16 protein-coding genes are annotated in these 15,212 nt (G+C 65.3%); 6 read left to right on the forward strand and 10 right to left on the reverse strand.

Translation table 11 applies throughout. The features are described from left to right. Positions 1 to 29 precede the first annotated feature (29 nt). The 4 genes from thrC to PVE73_RS17165 are packed head-to-tail and all read left to right on the forward strand — an operon-like array spanning position 30 to position 6,238. A complete protein-coding gene (thrC, locus tag PVE73_RS17150) occupies positions 30 to 1,427 on the forward strand; it encodes a threonine synthase (protein ID WP_277367493.1) in 1,398 nt (465 codons plus the stop codon). Between the two features lie 14 nt (positions 1,428 to 1,441). After that, the gene (locus tag PVE73_RS17155) at positions 1,442 to 2,734 is read left to right on the forward strand and encodes a pitrilysin family protein (RefSeq protein ID WP_277363403.1); all 1,293 of its coding nucleotides are present in this window, start codon (positions 1,442 to 1,444) and stop codon (positions 2,732 to 2,734) included. Positions 2,735 to 2,750: 16 nt separating this feature from the next. Continuing rightward, positions 2,751 to 3,347, forward strand: coding sequence for a GNAT family protein (locus PVE73_RS17160; protein WP_277363404.1), 597 nt, complete (start codon positions 2,751 to 2,753; stop codon positions 3,345 to 3,347). Positions 3,348 to 3,388: 41 nt separating this feature from the next. Continuing rightward, positions 3,389 to 6,238 carry a sensor domain-containing phosphodiesterase gene (locus tag PVE73_RS17165; protein ID WP_277367494.1) on the forward strand — a complete coding sequence of 950 codons (2,850 nt, stop codon included), beginning with the start codon at positions 3,389 to 3,391 and terminating at the stop codon, positions 6,236 to 6,238. Between the two features lie 209 nt (positions 6,239 to 6,447). Here PVE73_RS17165 and PVE73_RS17170 read toward each other — a convergent pair whose 3' ends face one another. Further along, the gene (locus PVE73_RS17170; RefSeq protein WP_277363405.1) at positions 6,448 to 7,056 is read right to left on the reverse strand and encodes a YqgE/AlgH family protein; all 609 of its coding nucleotides are present in this window, start codon (positions 7,054 to 7,056) and stop codon (positions 6,448 to 6,450) included. A gap of 134 nt (positions 7,057 to 7,190) precedes the next feature. Between PVE73_RS17170 and PVE73_RS17175 the strand changes: the two genes are divergently transcribed. Then, a complete protein-coding gene (locus PVE73_RS17175; protein WP_277363406.1) occupies positions 7,191 to 7,988 on the forward strand; it encodes a protein-disulfide reductase DsbD domain-containing protein in 798 nt (265 codons plus the stop codon). Positions 7,989 to 8,058: 70 nt separating this feature from the next. After that, complete coding sequence (locus tag PVE73_RS17180; RefSeq protein ID WP_277363407.1) at positions 8,059 to 8,553, forward strand: peroxiredoxin; 495 nt, start codon at positions 8,059 to 8,061, stop codon at positions 8,551 to 8,553. 34 nt (positions 8,554 to 8,587) lie between these two features. Here PVE73_RS17180 and rnhA read toward each other — a convergent pair whose 3' ends face one another. From rnhA to PVE73_RS17225, 9 genes are all read right to left on the reverse strand, one after another. Beyond that, positions 8,588 to 9,148, reverse strand: coding sequence for a ribonuclease HI (rnhA, locus tag PVE73_RS17185; RefSeq protein WP_277363408.1), 561 nt, complete (start codon positions 9,146 to 9,148; stop codon positions 8,588 to 8,590). Continuing rightward, the gene (locus PVE73_RS17190; RefSeq protein WP_277363409.1) at positions 9,145 to 10,113 is read right to left on the reverse strand and encodes a homoserine kinase; all 969 of its coding nucleotides are present in this window, start codon (positions 10,111 to 10,113) and stop codon (positions 9,145 to 9,147) included. Before PVE73_RS17190 ends, rnhA begins: the two co-directional genes overlap by 4 nt. Positions 10,114 to 10,321: 208 nt before the next feature. Continuing rightward, positions 10,322 to 11,326 (reverse strand): 4-hydroxy-3-methylbut-2-enyl diphosphate reductase, encoded by a 1,005-nt coding sequence (gene ispH, locus PVE73_RS17195; RefSeq protein ID WP_277363410.1) that lies wholly within the window; start codon positions 11,324 to 11,326, stop codon positions 10,322 to 10,324. Between the two features lie 52 nt (positions 11,327 to 11,378). Then, positions 11,379 to 12,131: an SURF1 family protein gene (locus PVE73_RS17200; RefSeq protein ID WP_277363411.1), complete on the reverse strand. Its 753-nt coding sequence runs from the start codon at positions 12,129 to 12,131 to the stop codon at positions 11,379 to 11,381. Next, a complete protein-coding gene (locus tag PVE73_RS17205) occupies positions 12,128 to 12,514 on the reverse strand; it encodes a DUF983 domain-containing protein (protein ID WP_277363412.1) in 387 nt (128 codons plus the stop codon). The genes PVE73_RS17200 and PVE73_RS17205 overlap by 4 nt, the downstream gene beginning before the upstream one ends. Positions 12,515 to 12,587: 73 nt before the next feature. After that, positions 12,588 to 13,469, reverse strand: coding sequence for a cytochrome c oxidase subunit 3 (locus tag PVE73_RS17210; protein WP_277363413.1), 882 nt, complete (start codon positions 13,467 to 13,469; stop codon positions 12,588 to 12,590). A gap of 1 nt (position 13,470) precedes the next feature. Continuing rightward, positions 13,471 to 14,076, reverse strand: a complete 606-nt coding sequence (locus PVE73_RS17215; RefSeq protein WP_277363414.1) for a cytochrome c oxidase assembly protein — start codon at positions 14,074 to 14,076, stop codon at positions 13,471 to 13,473. A 6-nt stretch (positions 14,077 to 14,082) separates the two neighbouring features. Then, positions 14,083 to 14,241 carry a hypothetical protein gene (locus PVE73_RS17220; RefSeq protein ID WP_277363415.1) on the reverse strand — a complete coding sequence of 53 codons (159 nt, stop codon included), beginning with the start codon at positions 14,239 to 14,241 and terminating at the stop codon, positions 14,083 to 14,085. A 1-nt stretch (position 14,242) separates the two neighbouring features. Further along, positions 14,243 to 15,175 carry a heme o synthase gene (locus PVE73_RS17225; protein WP_277363416.1) on the reverse strand — a complete coding sequence of 311 codons (933 nt, stop codon included), beginning with the start codon at positions 15,173 to 15,175 and terminating at the stop codon, positions 14,243 to 14,245. Positions 15,176 to 15,212 lie beyond the last annotated feature (37 nt).

Raw genomic sequence — 15,212 nt, forward strand, 5'->3', positions numbered from 1 at the left:
CCTGGAAATCGCGGAGCGGACGAATGGCGATGGAATATGTAAGCACACGCGGCGAGGCTCCGGTGCTGGGCTTCTCGGATGTGCTTCTCATGGGGCTGGCGCGCGACGGCGGCCTCTATGTCCCCCGCGAATGGCCGCGGTTTTCCCCTGACGAGATCCGCGCGCTGCGTGGCGTTCCCTATGCCGAGGCGGCCTTCACGCTGATGCGGCCCTTCATCGGCGGCGAGATCCCCGACGCGGTGCTGAAACGGATCACCGAGGAGAGCTACGCCACCTTCCGCCACAAGGCGGTCTGCCCCATCGTCCAGACCGGGCCGGGCGAGTTCGTGCTGGAGCTCTTCCATGGGCCCACGCTCGCCTTCAAGGACGTGGCGATGCAGTTCCTCGCGCGCATCATGGACCATGTGCTCACGGAAAGCGGCCGGCGCGTGACCATCGTCGGGGCCACCTCGGGCGATACGGGCGGAGCCGCCATCAACGCCTTCGCCGGATCGGCGCGGGCGGATGTCTTCATCCTCTTCCCCCATGGACGCATCTCGCCCGTGCAGCAGCGGCAGATGACCACGTCGGGGGCCGCGAATGTGCAGGCGCTCGCCGTGGAAGGCAATTTCGACGACTGCCAGGCCCTCGTGAAAGGGCTCTTCAACGACCACGCCTTCCGCGACCGAATGTCGCTTTCGGGCGTGAACTCGATCAACTGGGCGCGCATCATGGCCCAGATCGTCTATTATTTCACTTCGGCGGTGTCGCTCGGCGCGCCGGACCGGGCGGTCTCCTTCACCGTGCCCACGGGAAATTTCGGAGACATCTTCGCGGGTTATGCCGCCAAGCGCATGGGACTTCCCATCGACCGGCTGGTGATCGCGACCAACGAGAACGATATCCTGGCGCGCACGCTCGAGACGGGCGAATACGCCACGCGCTCCGTCGTCGTCACAACTTCGCCATCGATGGATATACAGATTTCCTCGAATTTCGAGCGGCTGCTCTTCGAGGCATCCGGCAGGAAGGCGGAGGAAATCCGCGCCTCTATGGATGGCCTGAGGCAATCGGGCGGGTTCACCATCAGGGAGGGCGCGCTTGCCGGCATCCGCTCCGCCTTCGATGCAGGGCGGGCCAATATGGGGGAGACGGCCGACACGATCGCCGGAACGCTGCGCGAGAGCGGCTATCTCGCCGACCCGCATACGGCGACGGCGCTCAAGGTCGCGCGCGAGAAGGCCCGTCCGGGCGAAACGATGGTCGTTCTCGCCACGGCACACCCGGCGAAGTTTCCGCAAGCCGTTTCCGACGCTTGCGGCGTTTCGCCCGCCCTTCCCGCATGGCTCGGAAACCTGATGGAAGGGCGGGAAAGTTACACGGTCCTTCCCTCGGACCTGAAAATGGTGGAAGATCACATCAGCCGCCACGCAAGGGCGGGAGGATAGAAAGCGAGTAGCATATGGGCGTAGAAGTAAGTCGTCTGTCGAACGGCTTGACGGTGGCAACCGAAACCCTTCCGCATCTCGAGTCGGTTGCGCTGGGCATATGGGTCAAATCGGGGTCGCGGAACGAGCGGGACGATGAACACGGCATCGCCCACCTGCTCGAACACATGGCTTTCAAGGGCACGAGCAAGCGCACGGCCCTTCAGATCGCCACCGACATCGAGGATGTCGGCGGCGAGATCAACGCCGCCACCAGCGTGGAGACGACCGCTTTCTACGCAAGGGTGCTGAGAGACGACATGTCGCTCGCCATCGACATCCTGGCGGACATCCTCACCGACTCCAAGTTCGACTCCCACGAACTCGAGCGCGAGCAGCACGTGATCCTGCAGGAGATCGGCGCCGCGCACGATACGCCTGACGACGCGGTCTTCGACCGCTTCACCGAGACGGCCTTCCGCCACCAGGCGATAGGCCGCTCGATCCTGGGTACCCCGGAAACGGTGGAATCCTTCACGTCCGACCAACTCCGGCGCTTCCTGGAACGCCAGTACGGGGCAGACCGGATGGTCGTGGTGGCCGCGGGCGGCGTCAGTCATGACGAGTTCGTGCGCGAGGTCGAGGCGCGGCTCGGCAGCTTCCGAGACAGGGCCGAAACCGCCGTCCCGCAATATTCCCACTATGTCGGCGGCGATTATCGCGAGCATCGCGACCTGATGGACGCGCAGATCATCCTCGGCTTCGAGGGCCGCGCCTATCACGTGCGCGACTTCTACGCCTCCCAGGTGCTCTCCATGATCATGGGCGGCGGCATGTCCTCGCGCCTGTTCCAGGAGGTGCGCGAGAAGCGCGGCCTCTGCTATTCGGTCTACGCCTTCCATTGGGGCTTTTCGGACACCGGCATCTTCGGCGTTCACGCGGCGACGGGCCAGAGCGATCTCGGCGAACTGATGCCGGTCATCCTGGGCGAGCTCCAGAAGGCCGGCGACCGCATCGACCAGGCCGAACTCGACCGCGCGCGGGCGCAGTACCGCGCGGGCCTGATGATGTCGCGGGAAAGTCCGGCGAGCCGCGCCTCGCAGATCGCACGGCAACTCCTCCTCTACGGTCGGCCGATCGAGATGGAGGAGTTGATGGACCGCCTGGCGGGCCTGACGGTGGAACGTCTGGCGGGCCTTTCCGCGCGCCTGTTCTCCTCCAAACCCACCGTCACCGCGATCGGCCCGGTCGGATCCCTGGCGGCGTTCGAGGGCATCCGCGACACGCTGACGACGCCGCGCCCGGTGCTGCGAAAGCTCGCGGTCTAGGTCCCCGCGGCCCCGCATGTTCCAGCTCCCCTTCTTTCGCCGCGACCTGCCGGCGCTTGAGGGCAAGAGGGTACGCCTGCGGATGCCGGAGCGGGAAGATTACGAGGAGTGGGCCACGCTCCGCGCCGAAAGCCGCGCCTTCCTCGAACCGTGGGAGCCGCGCTGGACGCCCGACGAATTGTCGGCGGCTTCCTTCCGCCACCGCCTGCAACGCAGCCGACACGACTATGACCAGGGCACCGGCGTTTCCTTCTTCCTGTTCGAGAAAGCAGAGGGGCGGCTCGCGGGCGGTCTTTCCCTCAGCAATATCCGGCACGGCGTGGCCCAGTCCGCCAATATCGGCTACTGGATGGGCGAGCGATATGCCGGCCACGGCCTGATGCTCGAAGCGCTCCAGCTGGTTATCCCCTTTGCATTCGACCGGTTGAGGTTGCACCGGCTGGAGGCGGCTTGTATTCCCAGCAATGCGCGTTCGATGCGCCTGCTTGAAAAAGCCGGATTCCAGCGCGAAGGACTGTTGCGGTCCTATTTGCGCATCAATGGCGTGTGGCAGGACCATCATCTTTATGCGCTGATCGCCGGGGAGCATCAGCAACCATCGAGACGGGGTTGAGTTTGCTGGGTTTGAAACCGCCAATGCTGAAGGCGATGGCCATGCTTGCATGGCTCGTGCTCGCCTTCGGCACCGCACCGGCCGGGGCCGTCGAGCCCATCAAGATTTCCCGCGAAGATGTCGCCCTCGACCTTTCGAAGGCCGTCGAGATCCACCGCGACCAGGGCGAGAACTTCCAGGTCTCGACCGCGCCCGGCGCCGATGGCATCGTGCGGCGAATCGAGGTCGAGGCACAGGACGGCCGCTCGAGCGGAGATTGGGCGGTGTTCGCGCTCGCCAACACGACGGACGAGCAGCTCGACCGCCTTATCGTGGCGCCGCATTTCCGGCTTGTCGGCTCGGGCCTGGTCTGGCCGGATCTCGGCTCCCAGCGCATCGCCGCGATCACGCCTTCGGAGGGCTTCGCGCTCGACCGCCAACCCAGCAGCGACGCGGACGAGTTCCTCGTCACGCTCAATCCCGGAACGGTGGTCACCTTCGTGGCGGAGCTTTCCTCGCCCAACCTGCCGCAGATCTATCTCTGGGATCCGGCCGCCTACAAGGACACGGTCAATTCCTACACGCTCTTCCGGGGCATCGTCATCGGCATCGCCGGCCTGCTGGCGCTCTTCCTGACAGTGCTCTTCGTGGTCAAGGGCACATCGATGTTCCCCGCCACCGCCGCGCTCGCCTGGGCCATCCTCGCCTATATCTCGATCGATTTCGGGTTCCTGTCCCGCATCATCGAGATCTCGCCGGGAAGCGAGCAGCTCTGGCGCGCGGGCACGGAGGTGGCGTTGGCGGCGACCTTCGTCGTCTTCCTGTTCGCCTATCTCAACCTCGCCCGCTGGCACAACCATTTCAGCTACGGCATGCTCGCCTGGATCCTGGGCCTCGTCGCCATAGCGGGCGTCGCCGTCTTCGATCCGCCGATCGCGGCGGGCATCGCGCGGATCTCCTTCGCCGCGACTGCCGTGGTGGGCCTCGGTCTGATCGTCTATCTCGGCTTCCAGGGCTATGACCGGGCGATCATGCTGGTGCCGAGCTGGCTCATGGTTCTCGTCTGGCTCACCGGCGCCGGAATGGCGGTGACGGGCATGCTCGACAACGACATCCTGCAGCCTGCGATCAGCGGCGGCCTCATCCTGATCGTGCTCCTGATTGGCTTTACGGTGATGCAGCATGCGCTTTCCGGGAACGCCATCTTCCAGGGCCTCTTCAGCGACATGGAGCGCCAGGCGCTCGCCATCAGCGGCTCAGGAGACGTCGTTTGGGACTGGGACGTGCTGCGCGACCGGGTGACGACAAAGCCCGATATCAGCAAACAGCTCGGCTTGGCTGCGAACACGCTGCATGGGCCCGCGCGAAGCTGGCTTCCGCTGCTTCACGCGGACGACCGCGACACGTTCCGCACCACGCTCGACATGGTGTTGGAGCAAAGGAGGGGACGCGTCGCGCAGAGCTTCCGCCTGCGCGGCGCCGACGGGCACTATCACTGGCTTTCGCTCAGGGCCCGGCCCGTGGTGGGCTCCGACGGCGAGGTCATCCGCTGCGTCGGCACGATGGTGGATGTGACCGAGCAGAAGAAGGCCGAGGAGCGCCTGCTGCACGATGCCGTGCACGACAATCTGACGGGACTGCCCAACCGCGAGCTCTTCCTCAACCGGCTGGACGCGACCATCGCGATGGCCCGACGGGAACGCAAGATCCGGCCCACCGTGCTCGTCGTCGACATCGACCGCTTCAAGCACGTGAACGACGAGCTCGGTATTTCCGCCGGCGACACGATCCTCCTCACCATCGCCAGGCGGCTGCACCGTCTCCTGAAGCCGGGGGATTCCCTCTCGCGCGTGGCGGGGGACCAGTTCGCGATAATGCTGCTTTCCGAGCAGGAGCCGGCCCAGATCGCGGCGGTTGCCGATGCGGTGCGGCTCGCCATCCGTTCTCCGATCACCTTCGCCAAGCGGGAGATCATCCTCACCGCCTCGATCGGGCTGGTCTCCTGGACCGTGGCGCAGACCTCGGCGGAAGAGATGATCAAGGACGCCGAACTGGCCATGTACCAGGCCAAGCGCTTCGGAGGGGACCGCATCGAGCCGTTCCGTCCCGCCTTCCGCTCCATCGGCACGGACCGGCTGCAAATGGAATCGGACCTGCGCAGGGCGGTGGACCGAAAGGAACTGCGCGTCGCCTACCAGCCTATCGTGCGGCTGGAGGACGGCAGCGTGGCCGGTTTCGAAGCCCTGCTGCGCTGGGACCATCCCCGCCGCGGCACCATCCCGCCAGCCGACTTCATCCCAATCGCGGAGAGCTCGGGCCTCATTGTCCAGCTCGGCCTCTTCGCCATGCAGCAGGCTGCCGAGGACCTCTATTCCTGGCAGAAGCAGCTCGGCGACGTGCCGCTCTTCATGTCGGTCAACCTGTCGAGCCGGCAGTTCATCCGGCGCGATCTCGTGGGCGATGTGCGCTCGATCATCGCGCGGGCCAACATCAAACCGCGCTGCTTCCGGCTCGAGCTCACCGAATCCATCGTCATGGACAATCCGGAACAGTCGGCGCACGTGCTGGCCAAGCTGAAGCAGCTCGGCATCGGGCTCTCCCTCGACGATTTCGGAACAGGCTATTCGTCCCTCTCCTACCTGACCCGCTTCCCCTTCGACACGATCAAGATCGACAGGACCTTCCTCAACGACCCGAGTTCCAAGGGCAACATGCTGCTCAAATCCATGATCACCATGGCGCATGATCTCGGCCTTTCCGTCGTTGCCGAAGGCGTGTCGGACGAGCGCGACATCGAGCAGTTGCGCAAGGTCGGTTGCGAATACGCGCAGAGCTTCCATTTCGGCACGCCGGCGGACGCGGAAGCAAGCCTGAAGCTCCTGGCGGACCAGAATCCGGTCACCGCGAGCTGACGTCCGATCGGCCCGCTCTTCGCTGGCGGCCGATCGCAATCCATTTGCGGGCGCTCCCGGGGCATGCGAATCTCCTGGGATGAAACCGAGGATGAAGCGCCTGAAGGTCTGGGCGCGGACGCTCAAGTGGGACGTGTTCGCTCTCCGGATCGCCGCGCGCGACCCGCGTACCCATGGTGCGCCAAGGCCGCAGCCGGCGCCGTGGCCGCTCAGGCGTGGCCGGCGACGTCGCTCAGATGCAGAAGGTCGATGCCGATCGAGGCTAGGATGCGGTCGTAGATCGTGTCGATATCGGCTTCGAAGAGAAGCTCGGGGGAAGCGGGGCAGGCAAGCCAGCCATTGTCCGCGATCTCGGCTTCGAGCTGGCCCGCCCCCCAGCCCGAATAGCCAAGCGCCATCAGCGCCTGGCTGGGGCCGCGGCCCGCCGATATGGCCCGCAGGATATCCATGGTCGCGGTCAGGCAGACCTTCTCCGACACGGCCATGGAAGATTCCACCACATAGTCGCCACTGTGCAGCACGAAGCCGCGGCTGCGGTCCACCGGCCCGCCGCTGCGCACGGCCATGTTGCGCGCACGCGGCGGCAGGCGGATCGACTGACTGCGATCAAGGATGCCGAGCTCCACCAATATATCGGTGAAGCCGAGCTCCTGGCTGCGATTGATGATGATGCCCATGGCGCCGTCGGCATTGTGGGCGCACAGATAGATCACCGAGCGCAAGAACCTTTCGTCGCGCATGCCGGGCATGGCGACAAGGAAATGGTCCTGCAGTGTGGCGGCCTCGCCAACTCTGTCCGCGCCGATCTTCTGTATCATGCGCCAACCCTAACTCTTTTCAGTGAAGCTTGAAAGACATGAGACGATTCGCGATCTCCGCGTTCACGCCAATATGAGGATGCAACCTCATTTCGCGCGTTGCAATCGACGCCTCCGGAAGCCATTGTCCAGCCATGCTTCGACCCCTGACAAGCCTTTCGCTGCTCCTCGCCCTCGCCGCTCCCGCCGCGGCCGCCTCGAGCGCCTGGATCGAGAGCGAAGGCGGCGCCATACGCATCGTGAGCTCCGGATTGAGCGACAGCAACGGCGCGCTTCGCGGCGCCCTGGAGATACGGCTCGATCCCGGCTGGAAGACCTATTGGCGCAATCCGGGAGAAGCGGGCGTTCCACCCGAGATCAACCTCGCGCCCGGTTCCGATGCGGGCAGCGTGCAGATGCTCTTCCCCGCGCCTCAGCGTATCAGCGACCGCTACGCCACCTGGGCGGGCTACAAAGGCTCCACCGCGCTGCCCGTGGTCTTCACCTTTCCGCGGGCGGGCATGGCCGGCATCATAGAGGGCAGCGTGTTCCTCGGCATTTGCGAGAAGATCTGCATCCCGGTCGAGGTGCCCTTCTCCTTCGATGCGGGGGCCGATCCGCAGAATGCAGGCGATGCGGCCACAGTCGAGAGCGCCTTTGCCGCCCTGCCCGAGGAACCCCGCCCCGGCTTTCGGGTAGAGGAGGTTAAACGCCACGACGCGCAGGTCGAGTTCGAGGTGAACCTGCCTGACGATGCCGGTGAGCCGGCGCTGTTCCTCGCGCCGCCCGAGGGCGTGCAGATTGCCATGCCCGAACTCAAGCGCCGCGACGGGCGGAGGGCGGTCTTTTCCGCAAACCTCCTCAACGCGGTGGCGAAAGGAGCCGCCCTGCGCATCGATTACACGCTGACGGCCGGCCAGGAAGCCGTCGCCGGGCAAATTGCCCTGCCCTGACGAAGCACTTATGGTGCCGCCCGCCCCGGGCGGAAAGCCCGATCCCATTCCATCCTGCAGGAGACCTCGCATGACGATTTCCATTGGCGACCGGCTGCCCGACGTCACGATCAAGAAGGCAGGCGCCGAAGGCGCGGAAGACATCAGCACCGCTGATTACTTCGCCGGCCGCAGGGTCGTGATGTTCGGCGTGCCCGGCGCCTTCACGCCGACCTGCAGCAACAGCCATCTGCCGGGGTTCGTGGAGAACTATGACGCGATCCTCGCCCGCGACGTGGATGCGGTGGCCGTGGTCGCCGTCAACGACCACCATGTGATGGCCGCTTGGGCGCGTTTCTCCGGGGCGGAGGGGAAGCTCGTCTTCCTGGCCGACGGCAATGGAGCGTTCACACGCGCGCTCGGCCTCGAGCAGGACATGTCGGCCGGCGGCATGGGCGTGCGCTCGAAGCGCTATTCCATGATCGTCGAGGACGGCATCGTGAAATCGCTCAACCTGGAGGAAGCGCGCGGCCAGGCGGTCACGAGCGGCGCCGCGCGCATTCTCGAACAGCTTCAAACCGCTTGAGCGCGTCGACGCATCGCCGATCGGCGGAGCGCGGCTACGACTCCCCGCGCTTCAGCGCGGCGGCCTGCGCCCCCGCCCTTCGGCGCTCGACGCGGGCCTTGCGCAGCGCCTCTTCTTCCTCCTGCGAAGGGCCGGTCCGAGGAGCCGCCGCGCGGCGCTTCTTCTTGAACGGGGCCATGCCGGCGCGGGCCAGCGCGTCGGCGCGCTCGTTCTCCGGATGGCCGGCATGGCCGCGCACCCAGTGCCAATGCACCTTGTGGCGGCGGCGCGCCTCGTCCAATGCCTGCCAGAGCTCGGCATTCTTGACCGGCTTCCTGTCGGCCGTCCGCCAACCATTGCGCTTCCAGCCCTCGATCCAGCCGGAAATGCCGTCGCGCAGATAGTTGCTGTCGGTGTGCAGATCGACCTCGCAGGGTTCCTTCAAGGCGTTCAGCGCCTCGATGGCCGCCGTGAGCTCCATGCGGTTGTTGGTCGTCTGCGCCTCGCCGCCCGAAAGCTCCTTCTCGGCGCCGTTGTAGCGCAGCACCGCGCCCCAGCCGCCCGGCCCCGGATTGCCCGAGCAGGCGCCGTCGGTGAAGATCTCTATCCTTTTCACGCGACGACCACCCCGTATTCGGACGCGGCCTCGACCTGGCGGTGGAAGCGCAGGCGGCGCAGATATTCCATGGGATCGCGCTTCTTCACCAGAGCGCCGTCGGGAATGGTGAGCCAATCGTGCAGCCGCGTCAGCATGAAGCGCAGGGCTGAACCGCGCGCCAGAAGAGGCAGTGCGTCGATCTCGGCCTGCTCCAGCGGCCGCACGCTCTGATAGCCGGCGAGAAGCGCGCCCCCCTTGGTGATGTTGTAGGAAATATCCTTCTCGAAGCACCAGGCATTGAGACAGGTGGCGATATCGTAGGCGAGCAGGTCGTTGCAGGCGAAATAGAAGTCGATCAGCCCCGAAACCTCTCCGCCCAGGAAGAAGACATTGTCGGGGAAGAGGTCGGCATGGATCACTCCCGAGGGCAGATCCTTCGGCCAGCCGTGTTCCACAGCCGCGAAATCCGCCTCCACTTCCCGCGCCAGGCCGGGCTCCACCTCATCGGCGCGCGCCCTCGTGCCGTCCCAGAGCCGCTGCCAGCCTTCCGGATCGAGCGCATTGGCCCGCCGCAACGGAAAGTCGGCCGCGGCCCGATGCAGCCCGGCAAGCGCCTTGCCGACAGCATGGCAGTGCTGCACCGTCGGGCGCCGCATCCACATCCCTTCCAGAAAGGTGATGAGGGCGGCGGGCCTGCCGGCAAGCTCGCCGATGATGCCGCCGTCGCGCCGTGCGACCGGCTGCGGACAGGAGACGCCCTTCTTCGCCAGGTGCTCCATGAGCCCGAGAAAGAAGGGCAGATCCGCCCTCTCCACCCGCCGCTCATAGAGCGTGAGGATGAAGGCGCCGGCAGTGGTGTGCAGAAGATAGTTCGAGTTCTCCGTTCCCTCGGCGATGCCCTTGTAGGACAGCAGACCGCCCACCGCGTATTGGCGGAGAAAGGCGCCGAGTTCTTCTTCGGAGATGTCGGTGTAGACGGCCATCTTGAAATACCGTCCTAGTGGAGACCGGGATGCATGGCCAATGAAGTGAGCGCCGTGCCCCCTCTCTTGCGACTTCTAACACTTGGCCTTCGGCTAAGATGTTGAAATCGCTTATCTCCCCCTTGGCGGGGGAGAAAGAAAATTCTTGGACTTAGCAAAGCCAAGCCCCTAGAATTTGCAAGAGAGGGGGTCATCAGCACAGCCACTCCTATCCCACGCCGTTGACGAAGGCCATGTCGGCCTTGGTCAGTTCCACGTCGCGCAGCGCCCGCATGACGGGGAAGTTCTCGAGCTCCTCGGCCGTCACGGCGAGATCGACGGTGACGTCGTAGCGTTCGGCGAAGGCGTCGATGATCTCGTCGACGATGATCTCGGGCGCGGATGCGCCCGCCGAGAGGCCGAGCACCGAGAGCGGGCCGATCTCGCCCCAAGGGATTTCCGACGCACGCTGCACCAGCAAGGCGCGGCTGGCCCCTGCCCTTTCGGCCACTTCCACCAGGCGGCGGGAGTTGGACGAGTTGGGGGCGCCCACGACGAGGAACATATCCGCGCCCGGAGCGGCCGCCTTCACGGCATCCTGCCGGTTGGTGGTGGCATAGCAGATGGATTCGGCTGCGGGCGCCTGGATATGCGGGAACCGCGCTTCCAGCGCACGGATGATCCCCGCCGTGTCCTCCACGGAAAGCGTCGTCTGGCTCACGAAGCCGAGTTCGGCCCCTTCCGGCGGGGTGAAGCGGGCGGCGTCGTCCACGGTCTCGATCAGGGTCACGGCGCCCTCGGGCAGTTGCCCCATGGTGCCGATCACCTCCGGATGGCCGGCATGGCCGATCAGAAGCACGTGGCGGCCGAGCCGCTGGTGGCGCATCGCCTGCTTGTGGACCTTCGAGACCAGCGGGCAGGTGGCGTCGAGATAGAAGAGATTGCGCGCCACAGCATCCGCGGGAACGGATTTGGGCACGCCATGGGCGGAAAACACCACCGGCCGCTCGCGATGATCGTCCGGAATCTCGTCCAGCTCCTCGATGAAGACGGCGCCGCGCTCCTGCAAGCCTTCCACAACATAGCGGTTGTGCACGATCTCGTGGCGCACATAGACCGGGGCGCCGTATTTCTTGAGCGCGAGCACGACGATCTGGATCGCCCGGTCGACGCCGGCGCAAAAGCCGCGCGGCCCGCACAACCGCACCGTCAGCTTCTGCTTCTGTGAGCCCATCCAATTCCCCTATTCTTGCCGCCCGGAAAGTGGGGGCGGCGGGCGGTCCCTGTCAAGCTTGCGGGCGACCGCCTCCCCGCCCGCGGCGGAACCAGGCGACCAGGACGCAGACCAGCGCGAACGCCAGACCATACCAGGTGACGGCATATTGCAGGTGGTTGTTCGGCAGGTTTATGAGGGTCACGCCGCCCACTGGCAAGCCGCCGGGATTGGGCGCGTCGTTCGCATCCACATAAAAGGGATAGACTTCCGCCGGATCGAGACCGGCCGAGCGGGTCATCGCCGCGAGGTCCTTCCAATAGAAGATGTTCTTGGCGAGATCGTTGTCGGGCACGATGAAGGACGGCTTTTCCGCCGGCGCCGTGCGCGCGAGCCCGCCGATCTCGACCGCGCCTTCCACCTGGCCCTCGGCCCGCGTACCAGGGTCTTTGCGGTCATAGGGCACGAAGCCTCGGTTGACGAAGATGTATTTCCCGTTCGCCAGTTCGAGCGGTGTATGCACGAAGAAGCCGGATCGCCCCTCCCAGGTGGCCAGGTAGTGGCGCTCGGCCCCGTGCAGGAACGTGCCGGAAAGCACGGTCGGGCGGTAGTCGATGTCCTCACCGCGATCATAGAGCGCGGCGATCTCGTCGAACGGTACCGGCTGAGAGGCGATCCGCTCGTCTATGCGCTGCAGGAGCCCTTCCTTCCAATGCAGGCGCTGCACCTGCCACGTGCCCAAGGCCAGAAGCAGCAGAAAAACGGGAATGCTGAATGCCAGCAGCACCCAGCTCCGCCGGCCCATCGCCTTTTGCTCGATGCTCATTCGGGTTGATCCAGGCGCCCTTCCGCCGCCTCGTTGCGGTATTGCAGCGCGATCAGGAGCCCCTTGATCAACCGGAGCGCCGTCAGCGACAGCACGAGGATCAGCGGGATCCAGAGCACGAAATGGAGCCACAGGGGCGCATTCGTGGAAACCTCCATCCAGAGCGCCAGCCCGACGACGATGAAACCGATGATGAGGATGACGAAGACGGCCGGGCCGTCGCCGGCGTCCGCGAAGCTGTAGTCCAGCCCGCAATTAGCGCAGCGCCGACCCACCGTGAGAAAGCCGGAGAAGAGCCTGCCCTCGCCGCAGCGCGGGCAGCGGCCGGAAAGTCCGGCGCGGACCGGATCCACCGGTGGCCATACGGCCTTGTCTTCACTCATCACGCACACCTTCAAAAAACAAGGGGCAGCCGCCCTTCCGCGGCCGCCCCTCTGTAGCGAATGAACCCGCTCCTCAGTGCGCGATCGTGGCACCCGCCGACGCCCACACATAGACGAAGGCGAAGAGGAACAACCACACCACGTCGACGAAGTGCCAGTACCAGGCGGCTGCCTCGAAGCCGAAATGCTGCTGCGGCGTGAACTGGCCGGCGATGGCCCTGAGCAGGCAGACCGCCAGGAAGATCGTGCCGACGATCACGTGGAACCCGTGGAAGCCGGTCGCCATGAAAAAGGTCGCGCCATAGATCGAATCGCGGAATGCGAACGGCGCGTGCATATATTCGTAAGCCTGCACGCAGCTGAAAAGCACGCCCAGCGCCACGGTCAGCGCAAGACCGGCGACAAGCCCCCTGCGATCGTCCTCGAGCAGTGCGTGGTGCGCCCAGGTCACCGTCGTGCCCGATAGCAGCAGGATGATCGTGTTGTAGAGCGGCAGGTGGAAAGGATCGAGCACCTCCACGCCATGGGGCGGCCAGGTGCCGCCGGTGAACTCGGCACGGCTCACCTGTACCGGATCGCCGGGAAAAAGGCTGGCATCGAAGAAGGCCCAGAACCACGCCACGAAGAACATCAGCTCCGAGGCGATGAACATGATCATGCCATAGCGCAGATGCAGCGAGACGACCCGCGTATGGTGCCCCTCCTGGCCCTCCTTGATGGTGTCGCTCCACCAGGAGAACATGGTGTAGAGGATGATCAGCAGGCCGATCAGGAAGATCCAGAACCTGGCGCCGGCGAGATCGATGCCCAGCAGCGGGAACGAGTTGCCTTGCGCCGCCTTCATCCAGGCGATGGCGCCCAGCGCCATGATCAGAGCGCCGACGGAGGCGATGAACGGCCATGGGCTCGGATCGATGATGTGATAGTCATGTTTTTTTGCGTGGGCTTCTGCCATTTTATCCCCCGAGCTTCTGGGTCTTTGAAGTATCCGTCGCCGGCGCCTCGACCGCTTCGGGATGCTTCGGATAGAAAGTGTAGGAAAGCGTGATCGCCTTGAGGTTCTTCAATTCGGGCACGTTCACGATCTCCGGATCGACAAAGAACTGGACCGGCATGTCGTAGCTCTGCCCCGGCTCGAGCGTTTGCTCGGTGAAGCAGAAGCACTGGATCTTGTTGAAATAGGCCCCGGCCATCTCGGGCGTCACATTGTATGTGGCCGTGCCGGTGGTGGCCTTGGCCGCCAGGTTCCGGGCCGTGTAGGAGATTTCCTGCGTCTCGCCGATCCTGAGCGTGACCTCGCGCTGCTTGGGCTGGAATTCCCAGGGAACGCCGCTGGTGTTCGCGTCGAAGCGGACGACAATCGTCTTGTCGAGGATCTTGTCGGAATACTGCTCGACGCGCTGGGTCGTGCCGCCATAGCCGGTGACCTGGCAGAAGAGCCGGTAGAGCGGCACGGCGGCATAGGACATGCCCACCATGCCCACGAAAACGCCCGCGCAGACGGCAGCCACGCCGAGGTTCCGACGATCACGCGCGGGTGCGGGTTTTCCAGGGCTCGTCATGTGTCCTCACATCCCCCGGTCGAAAATGCCGGGCCCGAGCTTCAATATGCTGCCCAGGTACACGATGATCACGAAAGCGGCCAGCGCCAGGGCAATCGCGATCGAGCGGTTGCGCCGCGCCTTGAGCTGGGCCTCCGTCGGCTTCACGCGGTCCTCCTCGGGCATCTCAGCCTCCGAACCGCGCGAAAAGCCCGTCGCAGAGAAGGGCGGCGAAGATGGCGAAGAGATAGACGACCGAATAGCCGAACAGCGCCTTCTCCGGGCGCATCGATCCATCCGCCCCCCTGCCCGCCAGAACGCGCCAGGAATACCAGACGAAGGCCGCGCCCAGCGCCGCGGCCACGACGCCGTAGCGAAGGCTCGCAAAGCCGAGCACCGCGGGCAGCACGCCGCTGACGGCAACCAGCACGGCATAGACGAAGATCTGCCGGCGCGTGGACGCGGCCCCCGCCACATTGGGCATCATCGGGATGCCGGCACGGCCATAGTCACTGCTCTTGAAGAGCGCCAGAGCCCAGAAGTGAGGCGGCGTCCAGAGAAAGATAATCAGGAAGAGAACCAGGCTCTCGACGCTGACTGTCCCCGTTATCGCGGCCCAGCCCACGACCGGCGGCAGCGCGCCCGCCGCCCCGCCGATGACGATGTTCTGCGGCGTCGAGCGCTTCAGCCACATCGTGTAGACCACCACGTAGAAGAATATGGTGAAGGCGAGCAGGCTCGCCGCCAGCCAGTTGGCCATCAGGCCGAGCGTCATCACCGCGAAGGCGGAAAGGAAGAGGCCGAAGCCGAGCGCCTCGCCCGGGGCCACGCGGCCGGCGGGCACCGGCCTGCCGGCCGTGCGCGCCATCACCGCGTCGATATCGGCGTCATACCACATATTGAGCGCGCCGGACGCCCCCGCGCCGACCGCGATCGCCAGGATCGCGATCAAGGCCAGGAACGGATTGAGACTGGCCGGGGCGAGCACCATTCCCACAAAGGCCGTGAAGACGACGAGCGACATGACCCGCGGCTTGAGCAGCGCGATGAAGTCGCCGGCCGTCGCCTCGGAAAGGCGCACTGCGTCCTCATGAATGTGCTCGCGCTCGACCAGTGTCATCTGTCCCGTTGTCTTTCCGGTTCTGCCCATAGCTAGC

The organism is Chelativorans sp. AA-79 (genome assembly GCF_029457495.1).
GTDB lineage: Bacteria > Pseudomonadota > Alphaproteobacteria > Rhizobiales > Rhizobiaceae > Chelativorans.